A 24,004-nucleotide genomic window follows, 5' to 3' on the forward strand; every position below is an offset into this window, starting at 1 on the left:
GCGGTTAACGGGTTTCAAGCGGCCTTGCAGACCGACCGCCGCTTACGGCCTGAAGTCTGTCCTGATCCGGTCGAAGCTCAACATGTTCCTGCCTTCGCAGGAACACTCCGCAGCTTAAACAGGATAAGCCATCAATCCCCCCTAAACCCGCCGAAACGGAAACGGCGCCACCGTCCGCTCATAGCCATGCAAATCCAGCGCCCGCGTCACGGGCGGCAGGGCGCGGTCCGGACACCCCCGCCGCTCGCACAAATGACAGGTCGGCCCCACCTCCGTAGCCGCGCCCTTCTCGAAATCGATCCCGTCGGCATGCACGATCCGCGCCCCATGCTTCGCCTCGCAGCCGAGCGCGATCACGGACCGCCCCCGCGCACCGCCCTCACTCGGCAACCCCACGGTCAGGCTGACGAAGCGCCGCCCGTCCATCGTCTCGATCAGTTGCGGATGCACGACATCCGGCTCCTGCCGCTCATGCGCGTCCCAGCGCGGACAGGTGCCCCCCAGCCGCGCAAAGGGCCACGCCTCCCCGTCGAACCGCTTGGAGACGATGCCCGCCCGGTCCACCTTCGCCATGAAGAAGGGCACGCCCCGCGCCCCCGTCCGCCCCAGGCTGGTGAGGCGATGCGCAAGCTGCTCCATCGACACCCCGAACCGCGCCCGCAACAGCGGCAGGTCGTGCCGGCTCTGCTCCGCCGCCCTGGCGAACCGGTCATAGGGCATGATCAGCGCCGCCGCCGCATAGTTGGTGAGCGCGATACCCGCCAGGCGGCGGCTGTCCTCGTCCGGCGGCCCCGCCCGCGCCACCTGCGCGGCGATGGCGTCCGCCAGTTCCTGCGCGCAAAGCTGGTACGCGACCGCGAACAACCGCCCGGATGAAGCCAGCCGTTCGCTCAGCAACAGCCGCCGCCGGTGCATGTCATAATGGCGCAGCGTGCCCGCCAGCACATCCTCCCGCACGAACTGCACGGCCATGCCATGCCGCGCCTTCAGCCGCGCCCTGATGTCCGCCTGCAAAGCGGAAGGATCGTCCCCCATCTCCCCCGCCAGCACCTCCGCCGCCGCGTCCAGCTCCGCGAAATGATTGCCCGCCCGCGCAATTGTCTCGCGCAGCCAGTCGATCGGCGCATGCAGTGGCGCCGCGCTCCCCGGACCAGCCGCGACCTGCTCCGGCAAGCGCCGCAAATCGCTGAGCGCCCGATAGAATCGCCCTATCGCTTCGCTGACCCCCGGATAATTTTCCGCGACCTCCAGCACCTCGTCGCGGGCGACCCCGATGTCGCGCACCAGCGCGTCGGACAATATCTCCCCCAGCGCGCTCGCCGCGCCCTCCTGCGTGCTGGCGACGAAATCGCGAATGTCGATGTCATAGACATTGGCCAGCCGCAGCAGCATCTGCGCCGTCAAGGGCCGCTGGTTGCGCTCCAGATGGTTGAGGTAACTGGGCGAAACCCCCAATTCCTCCGCCATCCGCGTCTGGTTCAGCCCCAACTCCCGCCGCAAAACCCGCAGCTTCGGCCCCAGATAAAGTTTCCGATCATCCGCCATACTGTCACTATGTCAAAAAATGACAGTATGAACAAGTCACCCCATGACACCGCCCCACTAATCGCCCTTACCCCGCGACTTCATTCATGGTCTTTGGTGTCATCTCAACGGAAAGGAAGACCAATGGAAACGACCGAAACCCGCGAACCCGCCCGTTCCCGCGCGGTTTTCTCCCAGGAGGATTTCGGCCTGATCCGAACTGCCATCGCCCATTATCTGCGCGAAGTTCAGGACAAGCCGGAATCTGTCAAATACGCCAATCTCTACCACCGCCTCGGCCGGGTGAGCTGAACATTTCCAAGGGGTCAGGAGAGGAAGGGCGCGGCGGGCAACCGACCGCGCCCTCATCGCATCAGAAGAACCGCGTCAGCCAGTAGAAGGCAGCGCCAATCATCGCGGCGGCAGGCAGGGTCACGACCCAGGCGACGATGATGCTGGATGCCACGTTCCACCGCACCGCCGACAAGCGCCGCGAAGCCCCGACGCCCACGATCGCGCCGGTGATGGTGTGGGTGGTCGACACCGGCACGCCCAGATGCGTCGCCATGAACAAAGTCAGCGCCCCCCCGGTCTCCGCGCAAAAACCCTGCGCCGGTGACAGCCGCGTGATCTTCGACCCCATGGTATGGACGATCTTCCATCCGCCCAGCAACGTCCCCAGACCCATCGCCGCCTGGCAACTCAGCACCACCCAGAAGGGCACATGGAAACCGCCGGTCAGCATGCCCTGCGAATAGAGCAGCACGGCAATGATCCCCATGGTCTTCTGCGCATCATTGCCGCCATGGCCCAGCGAATAGAGCGACGCCGAGACGAGCTGCAACTTGCGAAACACCCGGTCCGCGCCCTGCGGCGTGAAGCGGCGGAATATCCAGCTTATGATCAGCACCAGCAGCAACGCCAGCATCAACCCGATGGCGGGCGACAGCACGATGGCGGCGCTGGTCTTGAACACCCCGCTCCACACCACGGCGGAAAGCCCCGCCTTGGCCGTTCCCGCGCCCAGCAACCCGCCGATCAGCGCATGGCTGCTGGAGGAGGGGATGCCCAGCCCCCAGGTGATCAGGTTCCACGCAATCGCCCCCATCAGCGCGCCGAAGATCACCGCCGGATCGATGATGCTGGCGTCGACAATGCCCTTACCGACCGTCTCCGCCACATGCAGGCCGAAGAAGAGGAAGGCGATGAAGTTGAAGAACGCCGCCCAGGCGACCGCATATTGCGGCTTCAACACCCGCGTCGACACGATGGTCGCGATGGAGTTGGCGGCGTCGTGCAGCCCGTTCAGAAAATCGAACAACAGCGCGACGCCGATCAGCGCGACCAGCAGCGGTAAGGCGATATGGGCTTCCATCTGTCTGCTCTGGCGCGTCAGGCGTGGTCGATGACCAGGCCGGAAATCTCGTTGGCGACATCCTCGAACCGGTCAGTCACCTTTTCCAGATGGCTGTAGATTTCGTTCCCGACGACAAAGTCCATCGGATTGCCCTGCCGCGCCTGGGCGTAGAGCGCCTTCAGGCCCGCTTCATGCAGGATGTCGGCATGGCCCTCCAGCTTCACCAGCCGCTCGGTCAGGTCATGCAGCCGCGCCGAATTCAGGTTCAGCGAACGCAACAGCGGCATCGCCTCCGCCGTGATTCGCGCGCATTCGACGATCAGGGCGCTCATATCCTGCATCTGGGAAGGAAATTCCTTCACCTCGAACAGGGCGATCGCTTTCGCCGTCTGGTTCATCTGATCGATGGCGTCGTCCATCACGCCGATCAGGCCGGTGATGGCGCTGCGGTCGAAGGGAGTGACAAAGATGCGGCGGACGTCCTGCAGCACGTCGCGGATGATGTCGTCCGCCTCATGTTCGCGGTCCGAGATTTCCTTGATATGGGCATCGATGTCCGGCCCGCCCTTCAGCAGCTTGGCGAGAGCATCGGCGCCGGCGACCAAAGTCACGGCATGATCCTCAAACTGCTCGAAAAAGCGGCCCTGCTTGGGCATCAGCGCGTGAAACCAGCGCAGCATTCCAGTCCTTTCGGTTTGCCATTCCCTGACCCGCAGCAACGTCCGCACGAACAGGCCCGGATCTTTGGGCGGTTCGCGGAAGGCGGCGATGATGGATTGCAGATCGGGTTCGTCGACGGCCTTTGCAGCTTCGGCCACGGGAAACCAACGCAGTTCCCGCTGCCCTTGTTCGGGCCATTGCGGCAACTGGCCGGTCACTGCAAGCGGGAAAACCTCTACCGTGGCTTCCTTGGTGTCGCCCCGCCGCCGTTTCTTGTCATAGCGGTAGCGGCCAAGTGGCGCCGGGCAGGCGATGCCGTGAATGCCCGCTTCTTCAAAGGCTTCCAGTTCGGCGGCGCGGTGCCCTGCCATGCCCTTGATGCGATTGCCCTTGGGGATCACCCAGCGCCGCGTATCCCGCGAAGTGATCAGCAGGATGCGCATCGACCCGTCCGGATCGGTCGCATAGGGAAGGGCGGCGATCTGACGCATCAGCCGCCTTCATACGCCGAAAGGCGTGCATGACTTATGAATGGCCACCCCTGAATCACCGGCGCCTTGTAACAAAATCGTCACATTGCGCAATCGATCCGCTCGTCAGATCGACAGGCGCGCCGTGACGCGGATGTCCCGTCCCGCCAGGGGAGCGTAATCCTTCAGGAAACTGGCGGCCCGCCGCGCCTCGACATCGAAGATGTTGTTGGCCGACAGGGTGATGGTCGTCCGGTCATTGCCCATGATGGGCTTGAAGGAAAGCGAGGCGTTGACCAGCGTGAAACCGTCGGTCGGCGTCTCGGTGTCGGCAATGCGGTTTTGGGCGAAGCTGTGTTCGATCTCGCCCCGCAGGTTCAGCCGGTCGCCCTGCAATTCGACGCCGCCAAGCAGGCGAAGCGGCGGAATGCGCGGCGCCGGGCCAGTCCCCCGGATGGTGGCGCGAACATAGTCGGCCACGCCGTCGAGACTGACGGCATAGCCGCCGATCTGCCCGACTTTCAGCGTGCCCTCTGCTTCGAAGCCGAGATAACGGGCATTGGCCTGGAGGTTCTGATAGCAGGGGAAGTCGAGCGGTTCGCCGCCATTGACCGCCATGCAGACGCCGTCATCGGCCAGCGAGTCATAGATATAGCCGTCAAACCAGTTGTGATAGGCGGACAGCGAGAACGTATAGCCCTTGCCTTGGCCGCGCAGCGTGCCTTCGATGCCCCAGCTTTTTTCCAGCCCGAAATCCGGGTTGCCCAGTTCGAAGGCCTGTGTCCCCGCATGGTTGCCGCGCGCGAACAATTCCTCCGCCGACGGCGCGCGCTCGGTGCGGGACAGGTTCAGCCCGGCGCGCCAGCCGGGGACGATTTCCTGACTGATTCCCAAAGACCCGGACAGCGCGTCAAAGCTGCGATGATAAGCCGGGTTGAACAGCGTCTCGTCGGCATCCGCGCTGACCCGCGTATGTTCGTAACGCCCGCCCAGTTCGACCCGCGTCGCGCCCAGATCGAAGGATTGCAGCGTGAAGAAGCCCAATTGCTCGGTCTGGTTGCGCGGCAGGAACTTCTCCTCCCCCACGACATGGAAGTTGCGGGCGAAGAACTGCGCGCCGATCGCGCCGTCCCAGCCGCCCCGCTTGGCCTGCACCAGTTCCAGCCGCGATTCGATCGACTGGTTGTAGAAGGTCGTGCCGACGGTGCCGTCTTCCTCGATCTCCTGATGCTGGTAATCGGCGAAACCGGCCCGCAGGCGGATGGATTCCAGGAAACCGCCATTGACCGGCACCTCGGCGCGCAGATCGGCGCGATCCTGCTTCATATGCAGCCGCACCTGCTCCGCCTCCCCATCGGGGCCGAGCGAATAGCGCACCGGCACGCCATAGAAATTGTCGGTATGTGCGACCGAGAAGCCCAGATTGCCGCCGTCGGTGATCAGCGCCGCGCCGCCCGCCACTTCCCAGGTCCGCGCCGCGCTGTTGGGCAGCTTGCCGCGCAGAACGGCCAGATCCTGTATCGCCGGATCGCCGCTGGCGGCGGCCTGGGCGCGCAGGGCAGGGGTCAGAATATAGCTGCCGGTGTCCAGGTCGCCGCTCTTGGAATAGCTGCCGTCGAAATGGACCACGATCTTGTCGCCGATCGGCGCTTCGATCTCGCCCGATCCGGTGCGTTCATTGGCGGCGCTGCCATAGGTGGCGATGCCGTCGATATGGATCGCCTCATCGGGCACGCGGCGCGGGATTCGGCCGTCGATCACATTGACCACGCCGCCGATGGCCGATGACCCATAGAGCAGCGCCGCCGGTCCGCGCAGCACCTCGATCCGGGCGGCCGTCAGCGGATTGATCGCCACGGCATGATCTACGGAGGTGTTGGAGACATCGAAACTGCCGATGCCGTCGGTCAAAATGCGCACGCGCTCACCCTGGAAGCCACGCAACACGGGGCGGGAGGCGTTGGGTCCGAAGGATGTCGCTGAAACGCCCGGCTGGCGGGCCAGCGTCTCACCGATGGTAGGACGCAGATCGCGGGTCAGTTCCTGGCCCGAAACCACCGAAGTGCCCGACAATATGTCGCCCTGCCGCCGGGGGATGATGGCGGTGACGACAATGTCCGCTCGTTGATCGTGATAGGCCTGTGGAGCGGCGTTGCTGGCGGCGTCTTGGGCAAGGGCGGGACAGGCGGCGGAAAGTGCGGACAGGGCGCAACCGGCACGCAACAGCGCGGAACGATACATCGGCTCGTCATCCTTGAATCGGGAGGAGATGGGCTCTCCTATATAGAATGATATAGCATATCAATACCGTTTCGACGCATGGATCAACGTTGATCGTGAAATCGCCCCATCCAGCCGCGAGCCGTCGTTAAAGAAAGAGGAATTCGGCCAGGGCGGCGGCGGCTGGGCTTTGGGGGCGGATGGCCTGCCGCACCTCTATGGCGGGCAGGGGCCGTTCCAGCGCGATCCGCCTTATCCCTGTCATGCGCCCCAGATCGCGCGCCAGCGGGCCGAAGGCCGCGAAGCAGCCGGCCCCTTCGCGCAATATGGTCATGATGTCGAACAGATTGTCGGTTTCCAGCACGGGGTCGCCCAGCCGCACGCCGCCGCGCATCAGCGCCTCGTCTATGATCAGCCGCAGGCCGTTGCGAGGCTCCATGGCCAGCGTCGGCAAGGCGGCCAGTTCCGTCATCGCCACGCTGTCGCGCCGGGCGAGCGGATGGCCAAGTCCGGCATAGAGGTTGATCTGTTCCGACCAGCCATAGCGGGAAGACAGATCGTCCGTCTCGCCCAGGGCATAGAAATAGGCGATGTCCGCCTTGCCGCGATGCAGCGCCCAGGCCGCTTCGTCGGCCAGATGGACCGTCAGGTCGAGCGTGATGGCGATATCGTCGTTCGCTGCCTCGAAAGCCGCCAGGGCCTCCTGAAAATGGCCGAAGACCGGCGCTGGCGCGGCCAGGACGATGGTCTCCCGCGAGGGTGCAGGGGGTTGCGGGGAAGCGCCGGACGGCGGTGGCGCGATGTCGTCGGCCTGATCCACTTGCCAGTTGCCGGGTCGATCCTGCGACAACAGGGTCATGGCCTGCGCGGTTTTTCGTCCCGCGGCGGTAAGGCGGGCGTCCCCGGCCAGATCATCGAACAGGCGATAGCCCAGGCGCAACTCCAGCGACGCCAGATCGCGCGCCACATCGTCGGCGGTGGTGCCCAGATCGCGGGCGCAACGCGAAAGGTTGCCTGACGCCACCATCTGCGCGAATATATCCAACTGGCGCAGGGAAGGCGTGTCCATGGCCCCTGATAGTGCAAATATCGTGCGGGGTTAAGGCGGATATTGGCCTGACATCGCTTTGCCATATTGACGGACCCCACCTGATGATGGCAGGGCGCTCCACCTGACGGGCGGGTATAGCTCAATGGTAGAGCACTAGCCTTCCAAGCTTGTGATGCGGGTTCGATCCCCGCTACCCGCTCCATTTTCCTCCTAGGGGCCCGTCCCTGCCTATGGGCGATGTCATCAATCTTCGGCAGGCGCGCAAAGCCAGGGCGCGGGCGGACAAGGATCGTCTGGCGCAGCGCAATCGCGCCAAATTTGGCCGCACCAAGGCTGAACGCCAAGCCCAATCCCTGGAAGAAGAACGAAAGAACCGGCATATCGAAGGAGCGCTTCGCGACAATAAGGGCGAAGAACCCAACTAACGGTTACGATGAACAGCTGTTAATATCGTCTTTGCTTCAGTCAATTCGTCGGCACTTTTGCCCGATTGGTCCTGAATCGCGAAAAACCTGTGCGCTGAATCGGGAATATCGCGGGTTCAACCTGCCTATGACTGGAAACATTCGCTCAATTCGCCCAGCCAGGGCCGCGATTGCCGCTGTTCTGGCCCTCAGTGCTCCCACCTTGTCCGCGCAGACTGTCGCGCCGTCGGTGGAAACGACTGTCGCGGTTCCCCAGGCGGAGCCGCAGGCCGTCGCACCTGCTCCGGTTTTTGCGCCGACGCAGCCGGTGATCCAACCGACGCCTTCGGTCGAGCAGCGGCTGGATGCCGCTATTGCGGCGTCCAAAGCCGAGAATGTCGAGGCCGCCCCGCCTGTTGTGGAGAAGCGCGCCGCGCCCAAGCCCGCGCCTAGGCCGATGGCGCGGGCGGCAGAGCCTGCCGCGCCCGCATATCGCGCCGACCCGCCCGTGGAGCGTACCGTATCCTCTCCCCCACCGCCGCCCGCCAAAGTCGTCGTGCCGGCTGAACCGCTGCCGCCTGTAACTCGTGCACCTGTTTCCCCATCCGAAGCCGGGATCGATCCGGCTCTCCTGTGGGCCTTGGGCGGCGGATCCCTGCTGCTTGCCGGGCTGGCGGGCGCCGCGCTGCTACGCAGGCGCAATCGCCCGGAAGAGGAATGGGTGGAAGAGGTGAGCGTGGCGGTCCCCGTCGAACCCGCGCCGAGACCTGCTTCGCCCGTGCCGCTCATGGCTCCGCCCGCAGCGATCGTTCCCGCGCGAAGTGACGAGGATCGCAGCCTTGAGGCAATGGTGGCAGCGCCGCCCAGCCCGGAAAACCCGTTTCGCACGCATGCCAAGCGGATGACGCGCGCCCGATTCCTGCTCGCCCAGCAGCAGGAGCGGGCGGAAACCCCGTCCGCTCCGGTCATGGCTCCTGCCGACTTTCGCCCGCCAGAGTCCATGGGGCCAGAGTCCAGACAGACGGTTTACCGCTTCGGGTCCGACCGGCGGCGCGAAACCGTCTTCAAGCCCCGGACAAGCTGAGTCCGATTGGATTTGCATTAAAAATGGGGCGTCGGTTCCGTCCGGCGTCCCCTTTGCCGTGGATTAGTTCGGTTGATTCGGTTGCACTGATGCGCCTTGCCTGATACCGGCCCGCCGGTAATTTCATGGCCCTTCAGCCTCAAGGAAAGTCGCCCGAACCATGTCCGACAAGATCAACCGCATCGTCCTTGCCTTCTCGGGAGGGCTGGATACCAGCGTGATCCTGAAATGGCTGCAACAGACTTATCAGTGCGAGGTCGTGACCTTCACCGCCGATCTCGGCCAGGGCGAGGAACTGGAACCCGCGCGCGCCAAGGCCCGGCTGATGGGCGTCAAGGAAGAGCATATCTTCATCGACGACCTGCGCGAGGAATTCGTGAAGGACTATGTCTTCCCGATGATGCGCTCCAACGCGCTTTATGAGGGGCTTTATCTGCTCGGCACCTCGATCGCCCGTCCGCTGATCGCCAAGCGCCAGATAGAGATCGCCAGACAGGTCGGGGCCGACGCCGTGTCGCATGGCGCCACCGGCAAGGGCAACGACCAGGTCCGCTTCGAACTGGGCTATTACGGCCTCGCCCCGGACATCAAGGTGATCGCCCCCTGGCGCGAATGGGATCTGACCAGCCGCACGAAGCTGATCGAATTCGCTGAAAAGCACCAGATTCCAATTCCCCGCGACAAGCGCGGCGAAAGCCCCTTCTCGACCGACGCGAACATGCTGCACACCAGTTCCGAGGGTAAGGTGCTGGAAAATCCGTGGGAAGAAACCCCGGATTATGTCTATTCGCGCACGGTGAACCCGGAGGACGCGCCCGACGCGCCCGAATATATCACCGTCGATTTCGAGCGTGGCGACGGCGTGGCGATCAACGGCGTCGGCATGTCGCCTGCGACCCTGCTCGAAACCCTCAACGAATATGGCCGCAAGCATGGTATCGGCCGCCTCGATCTGGTGGAGAACCGCTTCGTCGGCATGAAGTCGCGCGGCATGTACGAAACGCCGGGCGGCACCATCTATCATCTCGCCCATCGCGGCATCGAGCAACTGACGCTCGACCGGGGCGCCGCGCATCTCAAGGACGAACTGGCGCCGCGTTATGCCGAACTCATCTATAACGGCTTCTGGTTCTCGCCGGAGCGCGAGATGCTCCAGGCCGCGATCGACCATAGCCAGGAAAAGGTGACCGGCACCGTCCGCCTGAAGCTGTACAAGGGCGGCGTCTATGTCGTCGGCCGCAAGTCGCCATACTCGCTCTATAGCGAGAAGGTCGTGACTTTCGAGGACGATGCGGGCGCCTACGACCAGCGTGACGCGGCTGGCTTCATCAAGCTCAACGCGCTTCGCTTGCGCCTGCTGGGGCGGCGCGACCGCTGAGAATCTTCCGTCACCCGATACAAATTGCGACATTTTATCGGGTGACGTGACAAAATTGCGGGACAAAACTCCCCGATAAGCGTCCTCAAGGGATGGCATGACGCCGTTCGTGACAGATGCTTTGAAGGAAAAATCCAATGATCCGCAAATTCATGACCACAGTGGCGCTGGGTTCGCTGTTCGTCGGCGGGCTGGCTGCCTCGCACCTTGCTTTCGCTCAGGATGGCCGATCTGATCGCGCCGGGCCGCGAGGCGGCGGCATGCTGATGAGGGCCGACGCCAACAAGGACGGCGCCGTCACGAAGGCGGAACTGACCGCCGCACTCGAAGCTCGCTTCGTCAGGCTGGACGCCAACAAGGATGGCAAGATCGACCAGGCGGATCGCGACATCATCCGCCAGCAGCGACTCGATGAACGCTTCGCCGCACTGGATACCGACAGGAACGGCCTGATCAGCAAGGCGGAATTCGCCGCCGGGCATCAGGGCCGGGACGGCATGCACGACCGCATGGGCAAGTCCGGCGGGATGGACGGCCGGGGCTGGGGTCATGGGATGCGTGGCGGTCCGGGCGGTGAGATGAAGAAAGACGGCGCCGTCACCAAGGCCGAGTTCCTGGCCCACCCGCTCGCCCGGTTCGACAAGGCCGACGCCAATCATGACGGCAAGGTGACCGCCGATGAGATGAAGGCGGCGCGGCAGGCCTTCCGCGACGGTTGGAAGGATCGCAAGGCGCCCCCGCCGCCCACCAACTGAGAATAAGGGCGAAGGTCGATTTGCAGGCCTTCGCCCTTTCAACCGGCGCGAGCCCATGACAAGAACCGGACCATGAGCGAACGACCCCATCTGCTGCTCGTCGACGACGAGCGTTCGATCCGCGAGCCGCTGGCGCAATATCTCGTCCGCAACGGCTTTCGCGTCACGGCTGTCGAAAATGCGGCGGAGGCGCGGATACGCCTTAACGCCAACGCCATCGATCTGGTGATACTGGACATCATGATGCCGGGCGAGGACGGACTGTCGCTCTGCCGCCATATCCGCGAAACCAGCGAGATTCCGGTCATCCTGCTGACGGCGAAATCGGAAGAGACCGACCGCATCGTCGGGCTGGAAATGGGCGCGGACGATTATGTGCTGAAACCCTTTTCCCCGCGCGAACTGGTCGCCCGCATCAAGGTGATCTTCCGCCGGGTCGCGACCGGCGGCCAGCGCGTGACCGCGCCCGACGGCGCCACCTATGCCTTTGCGGGCTGGCTTCTGAAGACCCAGGAACGCACGCTGGTCGACAGCGAGGGGGTGGCGCTGCCGCTCTCCACGGCGGAATATAATCTGATGATGGCCTTTGCCACGCGGCCCAATCAGGTGCTGAGCCGCGACCAGTTGCTGGACATCACCCAGGGACGGGAGGCCAACGCCTTCGACCGGGCGATCGACAACCAGATCAGCCGCCTGCGCAAGAAGATAGAACCGGACCCCAAAAATCCGACCCTGATCAAGACCGTCTGGGGCGGCGGCTATACCCTGTCCGCGGACGTGCGAAAGCTGTGAGGCGGCTGCGCCCTTGGCCGCAAAGCATCGTCGGCCAGATCATCGTCCTGGTCGCGCTGGCGCTGTTCGTGGCGCAGGCGATCAATTTCGCCCTGTTGTTGCGCGAACGCCAGCGGATCGAACTGACGGCCCAGACCGCGCCCGGCGTCTACCGGATCGTGGACGCGCTCGACAACCGGCCCGATCGGCATGGGGGTGATGGGGGTGATGCCGACCGGCGGGGCCGGGTTCGCTTCCTGGATGCTGCCCCGGTCTTGCAGGGCGTTGCCCGGCCGGATGTTGAGCGCCGTGCCAGCGCGATGTTCGAAGATGTGGGCTTTTCTGTCCGCTCGATCCATGCGGTCGAACAGAGCCAGGCGCTGCCCCTGCGGCGCTGGGACAGTTTTCGCTTACGGGCCAACCGGGATCGGCACGGCCCCTTGCGCATGACGCGCCTGGCGATGGCGGTCGAATATCAGCCGGGCAAATGGGCGCTGACGCAGACGCGCATCGGGGACCGGCAGCCGCGCTTCGGCGGATGGCTGGTGGGGCAGACGTTGATCCTCTACGTGATCGTGCTGCTGCCGTTGCTGTGGGTGGGGGGCAGACTGGCGCGGCCGTTGAAGCAGTTGACCCGTTCGGCGGAGCAATTCGCCCGCACCGGATCGGCCGACCCGGTGGAGGAACGCGGCCCCGGCGACGTGCGTCAGCTCACCATGGCCTTCAATGCGATGCGGAGCCGTATCTTCGCGATGTTGAGCGAGAAGGACCGGATGCTGGGCGCGATCGGTCACGACCTGCGCACGCCGCTGGCCTCGCTGCGGGTGCGGGCCGAATCGGTCGAGGACGAGGGCGAGCGCGCCCGCATGTCCGAAACGATCGAGGAAATGAACCGCATGCTGGAGGACATATTGTCGCTGGCCCGCGCCGGACGCAGTAGCGAGGCGCAGCAGAAGGTCGACCTGTCGGCGCTGGCCGACGCGGTGGTCGAGGATTTTCTGGAACTGGGTTCGCCAGTCGATCTGGCGGATAGCGAGCGGGCGGTGGCCGATGTGCGCCCGCAGCAGATTCGCCGGGCGCTGCGCAATCTCATCGAAAACGCCATCGTCTATGGCGAGCGGGCGCATGTCTCGGTGGAGCGGGGTGATGGGACGATCCGCCTGATCGTCGCGGATGACGGCCCCGGCATATCCGAAGACCGGATGGAGGAGATGATGGAACCCTTCACCCGTCTGGAAGGCTCGCGCAATCGGGAGACGGGCGGCGCGGGCCTGGGGCTGGCGCTGGTGCGGGCGATCATGGCCGAACATGGCGGCGCGTTGAAGCTTGCCAACCGGCCGCAGGGCGGGTTGGAAGCGAGCCTGGTCTTGCCCGCCTGAAACGACCCTGAGCGGACATTGGCATTTCCCATCCCCATAATATTGCTCTCTCTCTTTGCGGGTTCCCCGGCTTCGTTCGTCTTGCGAAGATGTAGGGGTTATTGATCGCCCCCGCCGCATACTGTTCCGCCGAAGAGAGGCATGGGTTTCCATCATGTTCGATTGCACAGCTTCCGCCGCCTTGATCCATAAAGGCATCTTCCCCGATAGCGCCGCCCGCGCCACAGTGGCGGAGGAGCGCCGCTGATGCAGGGGGAGATGATGACTTGGCTCGTACCGCTGGTCGCGATGCTGGGCGCGGGTCTGTTCGCCGGTTTCGCGGCAGGGATTTTCGGGATCGGCGGCGGTTTCGTGGTGGTGCCCGCTCTGTTCGTGGTGCTGCCGCTGCTGGGGGGCACGCATGAGGCCATCGCCCATGTCGCCATCGGCACGTCCGCCGCGACGATCATCGTGACGTCGATCCGCTCGCTCCTCGCCCATGCCAAGCGCGGCGCGGTGGAGTTCGAAGTGCTCAAGACATGGGCGCCGTGGATCATCCTGGGCGACGGCGTCGGCGTATTGCTGGCCGGTCATGTGGACGGGCACATCCTGACCATGATCTTCGCGGTCGGCGTGTTCCTGATGTCGCTCAATTTCCTGCTGCCCAAGGTCGGTGGCAAGGTGATCAGCGACACCATGCCGTCCGGCATCGCCCGCGTTGGCATCGCTGGGGGCCTAGGCACCTTTTCCGCGCTGCTGGGCATCGGCGGCGGCACCATCGCCATCATGGTGATGACGTTGTGCGGGCGTTCCATCCATCGCGCCATCGCCACCGCATCGGGCATCGGCACGCTGATCGCCATTCCCAGCGCCATCGGCTTCGCGCTGATCGGCCTCAAGGAAACGGGTCTGCCCTGGGGATCGCTGGGCTATGTCAACATTCCCGCGACGCTGGCCATCGCCTCCATGTCGATCCTCACCGCGCCGCTGGGCGTGGCGGCAGCGCACAGCCTTCCTGCGGCGCCGCTCAAGAAGTTCTTCGGCATCTATCTGGTCGTCATCGCCTTCGTGATGTTCCGCAACGCCATCAAGATGTGACTTGGCTTGCCTGACCGCCCGTGGCCGCTGCACAGGCTACGGGCGGATTTTGTGCAATATATTGATATTATTTGATTCAGGACGGGCGGGAGCAGGGTTCAAGCCTCTTCCTGCTCCGGCATGACGTCCACCATCACCTGGACATTCTGCCCGGAGCCACCGACGAACAGCCCGTCCATCGGCGCGACGTCGGCATAATCCCGCCCCATGGCGACGAACAGATGCCCGTCGCCCGCAATCACCCCATTGGTCGGATCGAAGCCGATCCAGCCCCGTGTCGGCCCGCACCAGAGCATCACCCAGGCATGCATCGCGTCCGCGCCGACCAGCCGCGCCATGCCCGGCGGCGGATCGGTGCGCAAATAGCCGCTGACATAGGCCGCCGGCAGACCGAACCAGCGCAACGCCGCCACCATCACATGGGCAAAGTCCTGGCACACCCCATGGCGCGCCACAAAGGCCTCCGCCACCGGCGTCGCTGCGTCGGTCGCGCCGTTCACATAGGCGAATTCGCCTTTGATCCGCCGCGCCAGTTCCAGCGCCGCCGCCACAATCGGCCGATCCAGGGCCAGCAAATCCTTCGCCCAGGCCCCGATCTCCGCCGCCATGGGCACACGCGGTGAGGCGTGGAGATAATGGGCAGGCCCCGCCGATCCCATGTCCCGCGCCGCCAAAGCCGCCTCCGCCACGGCGCCGATGGTGGGATCATCCGCTTGCGGCTCGATTGGCGGGCTGCCCTGAATCCCAGCGCGGAAACTGCTTTCGATGCTGATCCGGCGCAGTGGATTGTCGATCTCTATCCGCGCCACATTCACCGGCCAGGCCCCCGGCCGCGATTCGATGGAGGAAGGTACGGGATCTACCGCCAGATGATAATCCGACGTCCACTGTCCCGGCCATGGCGCAGGCCGCAGCCGCAGGTTGAAGCGCGCCAATTGCACCGGCGCATCATAATGCACGATGGTTTGATGCCGGATGCGGTAGATCATGACAGCAGGCTGACGGCCTCGCTCTTTTCCTTGCGCCGCTGTAGGAAATAGCGCTGACCGATGGCGTCCGAAAGCCCGAGCAGCCGGCTTTCCGCATCGCTGAGATCCGCCATGGTCAGCGCATCCCCCGTCAGCGGCGCCAAACGCGCCGCCAGCATGGCCGCCAGCCGTTGCGGCTCTTCCGGCATGCCGTCGCCATGCAGCGCGGGCAGCTCTGCGACATGCTCCGCCAGCCGTTGCGCCTGATAGACGATGGAGCGCGGATTTTGCGGCTCCAGCGCCACCAGGTCGCGCACCGGCGCCAATGCAGGCCCGGCGAGATAGCGGTTGCGATAGCTGATCTGGCTGTCGTTGAGGTCCAGCAACACGGTCAGGTCGTCCGCCGACGCCCAATCGGCCCCGAACAGCATCGCCAGGCGACAGCCGTTGATCGCCCGCTCCATCCGCCGCCCCATATCGTGGAAGCGCCACCCTTCGGTCCGTCCCATATTCTCGGCGGCCAGCCCGGACAGCGCGGAAATCCGCTCGATCATCCGCGAAGAGGCTTCCAGCAACGTCTCCGTCACCACGCCGTCGAATTCGGGCAAGGGCAGGCGCACCAGCCGCCAATAATCCACCGCCAGCCTATCGCGCAGCCCTTCGCCGATCCCTGCAACCGCCGCCAGCAACGCCCGCACGCTCCCCGGCTGCGCGCCGTCGCCCAGCGCCTGCGCGCACAAAGGCCCGACCGCGCCCGCACTGCCCGGAATCGCGCCCCAAACGGCAAGCTGACCCATCAGTCGATCCATGGTGGGCGATCCAACCGCCGGTCCCAGATCGGCCTCGATCGACCCGCCGACGATCGAGCGGATCACCCGCGCCGTCATCTCCATGCGCTCGATATAGCGCCCCAGCCAATAAAGATTGTCCGCCGCCTTGGCGGGCAGCATGCCCCCCACGCGCCTTATGGCGGGCGCCGCCGCCGCCAGCCCGTCCTGCGGCACCGGCTTGCCGTCCAGCACGCACATATCCGCCGACAGATCGCCTTCGCCCATCAGCGCGGCGCGAATGTCGCCATGCGCCGCCAGCCGCGTGAAGGCGCCCGGCATGATCCGCCATTGCCCCAGCTCATCCCGTGCCACGAACACGCGCAGGGTGAAGGGCAGGGGGGTCAGCTTCCTTTCGACGATCGCGGGCGTGGTCGACAGCCGCACCACCTCCTGTCCCACATAGTCCATCGGCCGCCGCGCCATGGCGTCCAGCAAGGCCGCCCGCTGCGCCGCATCCATGGCCGATCCGGGCAGGAAGCGCGTGCCCGTCAGCCCCGCCACGTCGCGGTCGAAGGCCGATCCTACCACCAAATCGTCCATCGCATCGGCCACATGCGCCCGCTCCGCGCTCTGCCCGCACCACCATGTCGCGATATTGGGCAGGATCAGGTCCGCCCCCAGCACCTCTCGCGCCAGCCCCGGCAGGAAGGCCGCCATGGCCCGCGATTCGATCACGCCCACGCCGGGCCAGTTGGCCAGCATCAGCCCACCCTTCACGCAGGCGTCGAACAGGTCGGGCACGCCGATGCGCGATTCCGCGTCGAAGGCCAGCGGATCGATGAAGCGGCTGTCCATCCAGCGCCACAGCCCATCGACCCGCTTCAACCCCTGGATCGTGCGCACGAACAATTGCCCGTCGGACACGATCAGATCCTCACCCTCGACCAGCAACAGGCCCAGATAGCGCGCCAGATGCGCCTGTTCGGCATAGCTCTGGTTGAAGCGTCCCGGCGACAGTAGCCCGATGCGCGGATCGCTCCGCTCGCAATCCGCCGCGAGGCCGCGCCGCAAATCGCTCAGGAACGGCGCCAGCCGCCGCACATTGAGCGCGCCCAGCAAATCCCCGGTCGCCCGCGACAGGGCCAGCCGGTTCTCCAGCGCATAGCCGACACCCACGGGCGTGCGCACCCGGTCCGCCAGCACCCGCCATTCGCCATCCGGCCCGCGCGCCAGATCAGCGGCGTAGAAATGGATGAAATGTCCATGCGGCGGCGGCGCGCCGGTCATCACCCGCCAATGATGCGGGCTGCCGGTGATGACGCTGGCGGGCAGCTTGCCGTTCCGCACCAGCGATTGCGTGCTGTATATGTCGCTGATGACGCGCTCCAGCAACTGCGCCCGCTGGACGAGGCCTTGCTCGATATGCGCCCATTCCCGCGTGCCGATCAGCAGCGGAACGGGGCTGAGCGGCCAGGGCCGTTCCTGCTGATCCCCGGTCAGGCGAAAAGCAAGCCCCAGATCGACCGCCTGCCGCCCGACATTGCCCGCCAGCACCGCCGGATCGCCCTGCGCCTGGAGGTTCAGCCGCTCCAGCATGGCGCGCCAATGGCCGGCCATCTCCTGGCTGGCCCCTGCGAACAGGTCGCCCTCGGGCGCGCGCGCCAGATAGGATTCGGCCCAACCGGACGTGTCCACGGGAAGGGCGTCGGCCATGGTCATGGATGCCGGAAACGCAGGTCCAGCGTCATCGGGAACTCGCTTGCCGCCTCGGCGGGCGGCATGTCGACCGGGCCGGGCGTATGGCCATAATCCTGGAACCGCGCCTTGCGCCGCGCCTCGGCCTCATAGGCGTTGATCGGCAGCGTGTCGTAATGGCGTCCGCCCGGATGCGCGACATGATAGACGCAGCCGCCCAGCGACCGCCCGCTCCAGCTATCCAGCACATCGAAGATCAAGGGCGCATTGACCGGCAGGGCGGGGTGCAGGCAGGCCGCCGGCGCCCAGGCCTTGTAGCGCACGCCGCCCACCGCCTCGCCCGGCACGGCGGTCGGCGTCATCGGCACACGACGGCCATTGCAGGCGACGACATGCCGCCCGGCGACAAGGCCCGTTGCCCGCACCTGCAAGCGCTCGGTCGAACTGTCGACATAGCGCACCGTGCCTCCGATCGCGCCGGTCTCGCCCAGCACGTTCCACGGCTCCAGCGCATGGGCGATCTCCAGCCCCACGCCACCCGCGTCGACCGCGCCGTGGATGGGGAAGCGGAATTGCCGCTGCGCCTCGAACCAGTTGGGGTCGAAGTCGTAGCCAGCGCCTTTCAGGTCGCCCAGCACCTCCAGAAAATCCGCCCAGACGAAATGAGGCAGCATGAAACGATCATGCAGCGCCGTCCCCCAGCGCACTAGATTGCCCTGCTGCGGCTGCCGCCAGAACCATGCCGTCAGCGCCCGCAACAGCAATTGCTGCGCCAGGCTCATCTTCGGTTCCGGCGGCATTTCGAAGCCGCGAAACTCCAGCAGCCCCAATCGCCCGGTCGGCCCGTCCGGCGAGAACATCTTGTCGATGCAGATTTCGGTGCGATGGGTGTTGCCCGTCACGTCGACCAGCAGATTGCGGAATAGCCGGTCCACCAGCCAGGGCGGCGGCGCATCACCCTCGCCGGGCGGCGGCACCTGCGCCAGCGCGATTTCCAGCTCGTAAAGCCCGTCATGCCGAGCCTCGTCGATGCGCGGCGCCTGGCTGGTCGGCCCGATGCACAGGCCGGAAAACAGATAGGAAAGCGAGGGGTGCCGCTGCCAATAGAGCACGAAGCTTTTCAGCAGATCGGGCCGCCGGATGAAGGGCGAATCATTCAGGCTCGGCCCGCCCAGCACGATATGATTGCCGCCGCCCGTGCCCACGGATCGCCCGTCGACCATGAACTTGTCGGCGGTCAGATCGCAGGTCCGCGCCAGCGCATAGAGCCGCTCGGTGATCTCCACCGTCTCGCCCCAGCTTGCGGCGGGTTGCACATTCACCTCGATCACGCCGGGATCGGGCGTGGCCTTGAGCGCCTGCAATCGCGGATCGGGCGGCGGCGCATAGCCCTCGATCCGCACCGGAATCCGCATCGCCTCCGCCGCGCCCTCGACCTGCGCGACCAGTTCCAGATAGTCCTCCAGCGCCTCCACCGGCGGCAGGAAGATCGACAGGAAATGCCCTCTTGGCTCGACCGTCACGGCGGTCCGCACCGCGCCCTCGATATGGAACTGCTCGACACGCTCCTGCGCGGCGGTCCCGCCCGGCGCATCCGGCACCCGTTGCATCGGCTGGGCATGGACCTCTTCCAGCGTGGCGCGGAAATCCGGCAAAGGTCCACGCGGCTCGCTCGGATCGCGGGGATGGATATAGGGGAAGGCCGCCTCTGGCACATGAGGCAGCGACCCCAGGGGCAAGCGGTAGCCCAGGGCCGAATCCCCCGGCACCGCGAACAGCCGACCGCGCCGCAACTGCCAGATCTCGCTCTGCCAGCGTGGCGTCGGCACCTGGCTCTGCCACCGTTGCACCGGCAGCACGAAACCCACCGGCTGGTCCAGCCCCCGCTCGAAGGCGCGCACCATCCGCGCCCGCGCCTCCGGATCGGCAATCTTGGGATCGTCGGGCGAGGTGTTGACCGGCAGGTCCGCTTCCTTGACCGCCCACACCGCCGGGTCTTCGTAGACCGGCTGGATATGCTCCGGCGTAAAGCCCATCGCGCCTGCCATATGCGCCAGAAAGGCCTCGGCATCCTGCGCCGTCACCGTCCGTGCATCGTCCGCCGCCACCTCATCCGCGATCAGCCCGGCATTCCGCCAGATCGGCACCCCGTCCCGCCGCCAGTACACCGCATAGGCCCATCGCGGCAGGCTCTCGCCCGGATACCATTTGCCCTGCCCATGATGCAGCATCCCGCCCGGCGCGAAAGCCTCCCGCAGCCCCCGGATCAGCCGGTCGGCATAGCCCGCCTTGGTCGGTCCCACGGCATCGCCGTTCCACTCGCCCGCATCGCCGCCATTCTCGGCCACGAAGGTCGGCTCGCCCCCGGTGGTCAGCCGCACGTCCTGCGCGATGAGATCGGCGTCCACCTGCGCGCCCAGGGCCATCACCGCATCCCAGCGCGCGTCGGTGAACGGCTTGGTGATCCGCACCGCCTCGGCAATGCGGCTGACGCCCATGGAGAAATGGAAATCCACCTCCGCCGGTTCGGCCATGCCGGTAATCGGCGCGGCGGATCGAAAATGCGGCGTCGCGCAGAGCGGAATATGCCCTTCGCCCGCGAACATGCCCGACGTCGCGTCGAGCGCCACCCAGCCCGCGCCCGGCACATAGGCCTCCGCCCAGGCATGGAGGTCGACCACGTCCTGCGACACGCCTTTCGGCCCCTCCAGCGGCTCGACATCGGCCACCAACTGGATCGAATAGCCCGACACGAACCGCGCCGCAAAGCCCAGCCGCCGCAGCAACTGCACCAGCAGCCAGGCCGAATCCCGGCACGATCCGGTGCCGATCTCCAGCGTCTCCTCCGGCCCCTGCACCCCGGTTTCCATGCGGATCACATAGCCGACCCGTTGCTGGAGCTGCCGGTTCACCTCAACCAGAAAGTCGATCGTCCGCCCCGTAAAACCCCTATGGCTCTCGACCAAAGCCTCGAACAGCGGTCCCTGATCCTCGACCTCGAAATAGGCGGCAAGGTCGGTGCGAAGCTGCTCGTCATAGGCGAAGGGATAATCCTCCGCATAAGGCTCCACGAAAAAGTCGAAGGGATTGATGATGTCGAGATCGGCCAGCAGGTCCACCTCGACCGAAAAATGATCGACCGGATCGGGAAAGACGATCCGCGCCAGCCAATTGCCATGCGGATCCTGCTGCCAGTTCAGGAAATGCCCCGACGGCTCGATCTTCAAGGCATAATTGGGAATTTTCGTCCGGCTATGCGGCGCGGGCCGCAATCGGATCACCTGCGGCCCAAGCCTGATCGGCCGACTGTAGCGATAGGACGTCAGGTGGTGGAGCGCGGCCTTCAGCATGAGGGCGATGAAACGCCACCCCCTGCTGCAATGCAATATACAATCGGTTCGCGCCGAAAGATTCTGTCAGGGCAGCAAATCGACCCGCTCCGCGTCCGGCATCACTGCGTCCAGCAGGAGCGAGCGGTGGCAGGCCGCCGCATCCCGCTCGAAACAGAGCAACGCGGTCGGTCGCTCCTGCGCCATTTCAATGAGTTGCGCCGCCTGCACCATGGCCTCGGGCAACGCCAATTGTCCCTCATAAATCTCCTCCAGCCGCTTGCGATCGCCCTTGCGCGCCGCCTCGCGTCCGGCGGCAGGCGTGCCCAGCGCCTTCAACCCGGCATAGTCGATCCCCGCCTCCCGCAGCCCGGCGGCCAGGATATTCTTGGAAAAGCCCGGCCGCCGCGACAGGGGCACGGCCCGCACATCGGCCAGCAGCGTGACGCCCGCCGCCTGCAACGCCGCGATCACCTCGTCCTGCGTCGCGCCTTCATAGCCGATGGTGAAGATTCGCATGCCCGACAGGATAGCGTGTTCCTGCGGAGCGGCAAACGCTACCCGTCCCCCTCCGCCCGCTCCATCATCTCCATGAAATCCCGCGCCGCGTCCCGGTCGGCGGGGTCCGCGAACGCCTCGTCCAGATCGGGCGCGTCGCCCAGCAGGAACATCAGCGACCAGAGCGCAAAGCGCCGCCGCCCGTCCGTCTCCAGCCCGAAGTCGACCCGCATATGCTCGATCCCCGCCGCCAGCGCGTCGGGCGTCAGCGCGTCCACGTCCCGCACTCCGAAATAACGGTGCAACTGATCGTCGAAATTCATGGTGCGGGAACCGTTTCGGGCAGGCCCCAGTCAATCGCCCCGCGCCCTTTCTCCTCCAGAAAGGCGTTGGCCTTCGAAAAATGGCGGCAGCCCAGAAAGCCGTTATGCGCCGACAGCGGAGAAGGATGCGCCGCCTTCAGCACCAGATGCCGCGTCCGGTCAACGAATTCCGCCTTGCGCTGGGCGTAGGCGCCCCAGAGCAGGAACACCACCGGCTCGCTCTTCTGGTTGACCAGCCGGATGATGGCGTCGGTAAACTGTTCCCAGCCCTGCTTCTGGTGCGACGCGGCCTTGCCCATCTCCACCGTCAGCACGCTGTTCAGCAACAGCACGCCCTGTCGCGCCCAATGCTCCAGAAAGCCGTGGCGCGGGGGTTTCAGGCCCAGGTCGCTCTGCAATTCCTTGTAGATATTGACCAGCGACGGCGGTGTGCGCACCCCCGGCTTCACCGAAAAGCACAGGCCATGCGCCTGCCCCTCGCCATGATAGGGATCCTGCCCCAGCACGACTACCTTCACCTTGTCGAGCGGTGTCAGGTCCAGCGCCCGGAAATATTCGCCGCCCTTGGGGAAGATGCGCTTCCCCTGCGCCTTCTCCTCCTGAAGAAAGCGTTTCAGCCCCTGCATATAGGGACTTTCGAATTCCTGGAGCAGCGGCGCGCGCCAGCTCTCGTCCAGCTTGATCGTATCGCTCATGGCCCGGCGTGATGAACCGCCGGGCAATCCGCTGTCAACAAGACTTGCCCTGGCTCCGCGAATCGGGAAAATAAGCGAGATGCCGCGCCTTCGTACCAAGCTGATCGCCTTTCTGGGGCTTTTCCTCGCCCCCTTGCCCACCGCCGACGCCTTCGGTCCGACTCCCAATCCGGTTCAGCATAGCGCGCAATCCCGCTTGATGGCCGAATTCGCCCGCTTCGCGGCGCTGACCGACGGCACGGTCGGCATCGCCGTGCGCGACCTGGGCACCGGGGAAACGCTGGCCTATAATGGCGACACGCTGTTCCCGATGGCCAGCACCTACAAGGTGGCGGTCGCGGCCAAGATCCTCTCGCTGCTCGACGCGGGCAGCCTCAGCCTCGACGAACCGCTCCTCCGCCTTGGCCGTCCGCTGCCGGTGCGCACGCTGCTCGACATGAGCCTGACGCTCAGCGACAATGAGGCGACCGACGCCCTCGTCGCCCGCGCGGGCGGCCCGCAGGCGGTCAACGACTGGGTCCACGCCGCCGGGATCAAGGGTTTGCGAGTCGACAGCAATACCCGCGACCTGCTCGCCCGCGCCAAGGTGACGGGCGTGGGCTTCGGGGATGAAGCGGCCGTGGAGTCCGTCCTTTCCGCCGCCCAGCGCGACGCGCGCGACATGCCCAATATCGGCTTCACCGCCGATCCCCGCGACACCGCCACGCCGCGCGCGATGGACGACCTGCTCGCCGCGATCCGCCTGGGCAAGGTGCTGAAACCGCAGACGACCGCGCTGATGCTGTCGATCATGGAACGCTGTAAGACCGGCAAGGCGCGGCTGCGCGCCATGCTGCCCCCCGGCACGCGCATCGCGCACAAGACCGGGACGCTGAACGGCCTTGGCAACGATACGGGCATCGTCACCTTGCCCGATGGCCGCATGTTCGTCATTTCGGTCTTCGTGATGAAGGATTATAAGGGGCATGAGATGCGAGACCGCATCATGGCCGAAGCGGCGCGGGCCGCTTATGATTATTTCCTGTTCGCCCCCGATCGGCACACGGTCTGACGCATCGACCTTAACTTCGATCACCTTTCCCGATAGGCTGAAAGGCCATGGAGGAGGGGAGTGCGATGGACGGCAAGGCTGCATTCCGGGACTTTTGGCCCTATTATCTCCAGGAACATGCCCGTGCGGGCACGCGCGCCATGCATTATGCGGGCACCAGCCTGGTCGTGCTGCTGCTGGCGGCGCTGCCTGTTGCGGGAAGATGGTGGATGGTTCCCGCGCTTCCCCTCGCGGGTTACGGCTTTGCCTGGGCCGGTCACAGCCTGATCGAACATAATCGTCCAGCGACCCTCCGTTACCCATTCTGGTCGCTCCGCGCCGATTTTGTAATGTGGTTCCGTTTCCTGACCGGCCATATGGCCCGCGACCTCAAGCGCGCCGGTATACGCCCCGACGGTACCGTCGACCCCGCCCTCCGCCGCCAACTCTAAAATCCTTCCCATCAAGGATGGGGAGGGAGACCGCCGCTGAAAGCGGTGGTGGAGGGGAAATGCGCACCCTCCGCCCAACTCCCGAGCCAGCCCCAGCCTTGACCCCCACCGCCG

The 24,004-nt window shown here is 65.5% G+C and carries 21 protein-coding genes and 1 tRNA gene; 11 read left to right on the forward strand and 11 right to left on the reverse strand.

Annotated elements, in window-relative coordinates:
• Window positions 1-141: 141 nt before the first annotated feature.
• Window positions 142-1,545, reverse strand: coding sequence for a helix-turn-helix domain-containing protein (locus NUH86_RS16170; RefSeq protein ID WP_267250434.1), 1,404 nt, complete (start codon window positions 1,543-1,545; stop codon window positions 142-144).
• Between the two features lie 123 nt (window positions 1,546-1,668).
• On the opposite strand from NUH86_RS16170, the gene NUH86_RS16175 reads away from it, so the two are divergent.
• On the forward strand, window positions 1,669-1,836 hold the full coding sequence (locus tag NUH86_RS16175; protein WP_267250435.1) for a hypothetical protein: 168 nt from the start codon (window positions 1,669-1,671) through the stop codon (window positions 1,834-1,836).
• A gap of 61 nt (window positions 1,837-1,897) precedes the next feature.
• Here the strand turns inward: NUH86_RS16175 and NUH86_RS16180 are convergent, their stop codons facing one another.
• The 4 genes from NUH86_RS16180 to NUH86_RS16195 form a co-directional block, all read right to left on the reverse strand.
• On the reverse strand, window positions 1,898-2,899 hold the full coding sequence (locus NUH86_RS16180; protein ID WP_267250436.1) for an inorganic phosphate transporter: 1,002 nt from the start codon (window positions 2,897-2,899) through the stop codon (window positions 1,898-1,900).
• Between the two features lie 17 nt (window positions 2,900-2,916).
• The gene (locus NUH86_RS16185) at window positions 2,917-4,032 is read right to left on the reverse strand and encodes a DUF47 family protein (RefSeq protein WP_267250437.1); all 1,116 of its coding nucleotides are present in this window, start codon (window positions 4,030-4,032) and stop codon (window positions 2,917-2,919) included.
• A 105-nt stretch (window positions 4,033-4,137) separates the two neighbouring features.
• Entirely contained in the window at window positions 4,138-6,252 is a 2,115-nt protein-coding gene (locus tag NUH86_RS16190) for a TonB-dependent receptor domain-containing protein (RefSeq protein WP_267250438.1), read from the reverse strand.
• Between the two features lie 127 nt (window positions 6,253-6,379).
• Window positions 6,380-7,300: a LysR family transcriptional regulator gene (locus tag NUH86_RS16195; RefSeq protein WP_267250439.1), complete on the reverse strand. Its 921-nt coding sequence runs from the start codon at window positions 7,298-7,300 to the stop codon at window positions 6,380-6,382.
• A gap of 110 nt (window positions 7,301-7,410) precedes the next feature.
• Between NUH86_RS16195 and NUH86_RS16200 the strand changes: the two genes are divergently transcribed.
• The 8 genes from NUH86_RS16200 (at window position 7,411) to NUH86_RS16235 (ending at window position 14,130) form a co-directional block, all read left to right on the forward strand.
• Window positions 7,411-7,484: transfer RNA gene (locus tag NUH86_RS16200), tRNA-Gly, on the forward strand.
• Window positions 7,485-7,512: 28 nt separating this feature from the next.
• Complete coding sequence (locus tag NUH86_RS16205; RefSeq protein WP_267250440.1) at window positions 7,513-7,707, forward strand: DUF4169 family protein; 195 nt, start codon at window positions 7,513-7,515, stop codon at window positions 7,705-7,707.
• A 202-nt stretch (window positions 7,708-7,909) separates the two neighbouring features.
• Window positions 7,910-8,770, forward strand: coding sequence for a hypothetical protein (locus NUH86_RS16210; protein ID WP_267250441.1), 861 nt, complete (start codon window positions 7,910-7,912; stop codon window positions 8,768-8,770).
• 160 nt (window positions 8,771-8,930) lie between these two features.
• Complete coding sequence (locus NUH86_RS16215) at window positions 8,931-10,148, forward strand: argininosuccinate synthase (protein WP_267250442.1); 1,218 nt, start codon at window positions 8,931-8,933, stop codon at window positions 10,146-10,148.
• Window positions 10,149-10,285: 137 nt separating this feature from the next.
• Complete coding sequence (locus NUH86_RS16220) at window positions 10,286-10,903, forward strand: EF-hand domain-containing protein (protein WP_267250443.1); 618 nt, start codon at window positions 10,286-10,288, stop codon at window positions 10,901-10,903.
• 72 nt (window positions 10,904-10,975) lie between these two features.
• On the forward strand, window positions 10,976-11,695 hold the full coding sequence (locus tag NUH86_RS16225; protein ID WP_267250444.1) for a response regulator: 720 nt from the start codon (window positions 10,976-10,978) through the stop codon (window positions 11,693-11,695).
• Window positions 11,692-13,053, forward strand: coding sequence for an ATP-binding protein (locus tag NUH86_RS16230; protein ID WP_267250445.1), 1,362 nt, complete (start codon window positions 11,692-11,694; stop codon window positions 13,051-13,053). The genes NUH86_RS16225 and NUH86_RS16230 overlap by 4 nt, the downstream gene beginning before the upstream one ends.
• Before the next feature lie 246 nt (window positions 13,054-13,299).
• Entirely contained in the window at window positions 13,300-14,130 is an 831-nt protein-coding gene (locus NUH86_RS16235) for a sulfite exporter TauE/SafE family protein (RefSeq protein ID WP_267250446.1), read from the forward strand.
• A gap of 98 nt (window positions 14,131-14,228) precedes the next feature.
• On the opposite strand, the gene NUH86_RS16240 is transcribed toward NUH86_RS16235, so the two are convergent.
• The 6 genes from NUH86_RS16240 to ung all read right to left on the reverse strand — a co-directional run bounded on the left by NUH86_RS16240 (window position 14,229) and on the right by ung (window position 22,408).
• On the reverse strand, window positions 14,229-15,119 hold the full coding sequence (locus NUH86_RS16240; RefSeq protein WP_267250447.1) for a transglutaminase family protein: 891 nt from the start codon (window positions 15,117-15,119) through the stop codon (window positions 14,229-14,231).
• Window positions 15,116-17,587: a circularly permuted type 2 ATP-grasp protein gene (locus NUH86_RS16245; protein ID WP_267250448.1), complete on the reverse strand. Its 2,472-nt coding sequence runs from the start codon at window positions 17,585-17,587 to the stop codon at window positions 15,116-15,118. The genes NUH86_RS16240 and NUH86_RS16245 overlap by 4 nt, the downstream gene beginning before the upstream one ends.
• Window positions 17,584-20,913 carry a DUF2126 domain-containing protein gene (locus NUH86_RS16250; protein WP_267250449.1) on the reverse strand — a complete coding sequence of 1,110 codons (3,330 nt, stop codon included), beginning with the start codon at window positions 20,911-20,913 and terminating at the stop codon, window positions 17,584-17,586. The genes NUH86_RS16245 and NUH86_RS16250 overlap by 4 nt, the downstream gene beginning before the upstream one ends.
• Window positions 20,914-20,979: 66 nt before the next feature.
• On the reverse strand, window positions 20,980-21,411 hold the full coding sequence (locus NUH86_RS16255) for a DUF488 family protein (protein WP_267250450.1): 432 nt from the start codon (window positions 21,409-21,411) through the stop codon (window positions 20,980-20,982).
• 38 nt (window positions 21,412-21,449) lie between these two features.
• On the reverse strand, window positions 21,450-21,713 hold the full coding sequence (locus NUH86_RS16260; protein WP_087575341.1) for a hypothetical protein: 264 nt from the start codon (window positions 21,711-21,713) through the stop codon (window positions 21,450-21,452).
• The gene (gene ung / locus NUH86_RS16265; protein WP_267250451.1) at window positions 21,710-22,408 is read right to left on the reverse strand and encodes a uracil-DNA glycosylase; all 699 of its coding nucleotides are present in this window, start codon (window positions 22,406-22,408) and stop codon (window positions 21,710-21,712) included. Before ung ends, NUH86_RS16260 begins: the two co-directional genes overlap by 4 nt.
• Window positions 22,409-22,487: 79 nt before the next feature.
• Here ung and NUH86_RS16270 point away from each other — a divergent pair, with 79 nt between their 5' ends.
• On the forward strand, window positions 22,488-23,459 hold the full coding sequence (locus tag NUH86_RS16270) for a serine hydrolase (protein WP_267250452.1): 972 nt from the start codon (window positions 22,488-22,490) through the stop codon (window positions 23,457-23,459).
• Between the two features lie 65 nt (window positions 23,460-23,524).
• Entirely contained in the window at window positions 23,525-23,890 is a 366-nt protein-coding gene (locus NUH86_RS16275) for a DUF962 domain-containing protein (RefSeq protein ID WP_267250453.1), read from the forward strand.
• The last annotated feature ends 114 nt before the right edge of the window (window positions 23,891-24,004 follow it).

It is taken from the genome of Sphingobium sp. JS3065 (assembly GCF_026427355.1).
GTDB lineage: Bacteria > Pseudomonadota > Alphaproteobacteria > Sphingomonadales > Sphingomonadaceae > Sphingobium.

Excerpts from the sequence above, each read along its gene's own strand:
- NUH86_RS16220 (WP_267250443.1), top strand. The coding sequence starts at position 10,286 with ATGATCCGCAAATTCATGACCACAGTGGCGCTGGGTTCGCTGTTCGTC.
- NUH86_RS16175 (WP_267250435.1), top strand. The coding sequence starts at position 1,669 with ATGGAAACGACCGAAACCCGCGAACCCGCCCGTTCCCGCGCGGTTTTC.
- NUH86_RS16195 (WP_267250439.1), bottom strand. The coding sequence starts at position 7,300 with ATGGACACGCCTTCCCTGCGCCAGTTGGATATATTCGCGCAGATGGTG.
- NUH86_RS16235 (WP_267250446.1), top strand. The coding sequence starts at position 13,300 with ATGCAGGGGGAGATGATGACTTGGCTCGTACCGCTGGTCGCGATGCTG.
- NUH86_RS16255 (WP_267250450.1), bottom strand. The coding sequence starts at position 21,411 with ATGCGAATCTTCACCATCGGCTATGAAGGCGCGACGCAGGACGAGGTG.
- NUH86_RS16245 (WP_267250448.1), bottom strand. The coding sequence starts at position 17,587 with ATGACCATGGCCGACGCCCTTCCCGTGGACACGTCCGGTTGGGCCGAA.
- NUH86_RS16275 (WP_267250453.1), top strand. The coding sequence starts at position 23,525 with ATGGACGGCAAGGCTGCATTCCGGGACTTTTGGCCCTATTATCTCCAG.
- NUH86_RS16180 (WP_267250436.1), bottom strand. The coding sequence starts at position 2,899 with ATGGAAGCCCATATCGCCTTACCGCTGCTGGTCGCGCTGATCGGCGTC.
- NUH86_RS16260 (WP_087575341.1), bottom strand. The coding sequence starts at position 21,713 with ATGAATTTCGACGATCAGTTGCACCGTTATTTCGGAGTGCGGGACGTG.
- NUH86_RS16205 (WP_267250440.1), top strand. The coding sequence starts at position 7,513 with ATGGGCGATGTCATCAATCTTCGGCAGGCGCGCAAAGCCAGGGCGCGG.
- NUH86_RS16250 (WP_267250449.1), bottom strand. The coding sequence starts at position 20,913 with ATGCTGAAGGCCGCGCTCCACCACCTGACGTCCTATCGCTACAGTCGG.
- NUH86_RS16270 (WP_267250452.1), top strand. The coding sequence starts at position 22,488 with ATGCCGCGCCTTCGTACCAAGCTGATCGCCTTTCTGGGGCTTTTCCTC.
- NUH86_RS16190 (WP_267250438.1), bottom strand. The coding sequence starts at position 6,252 with ATGTATCGTTCCGCGCTGTTGCGTGCCGGTTGCGCCCTGTCCGCACTT.
- NUH86_RS16185 (WP_267250437.1), bottom strand. The coding sequence starts at position 4,032 with ATGCGTCAGATCGCCGCCCTTCCCTATGCGACCGATCCGGACGGGTCG.
- NUH86_RS16240 (WP_267250447.1), bottom strand. The coding sequence starts at position 15,119 with ATGATCTACCGCATCCGGCATCAAACCATCGTGCATTATGATGCGCCG.
- NUH86_RS16170 (WP_267250434.1), bottom strand. The coding sequence starts at position 1,545 with ATGGCGGATGATCGGAAACTTTATCTGGGGCCGAAGCTGCGGGTTTTG.
- ung (WP_267250451.1), bottom strand. The coding sequence starts at position 22,408 with ATGAGCGATACGATCAAGCTGGACGAGAGCTGGCGCGCGCCGCTGCTC.
- NUH86_RS16215 (WP_267250442.1), top strand. The coding sequence starts at position 8,931 with ATGTCCGACAAGATCAACCGCATCGTCCTTGCCTTCTCGGGAGGGCTG.
- NUH86_RS16225 (WP_267250444.1), top strand. The coding sequence starts at position 10,976 with ATGAGCGAACGACCCCATCTGCTGCTCGTCGACGACGAGCGTTCGATC.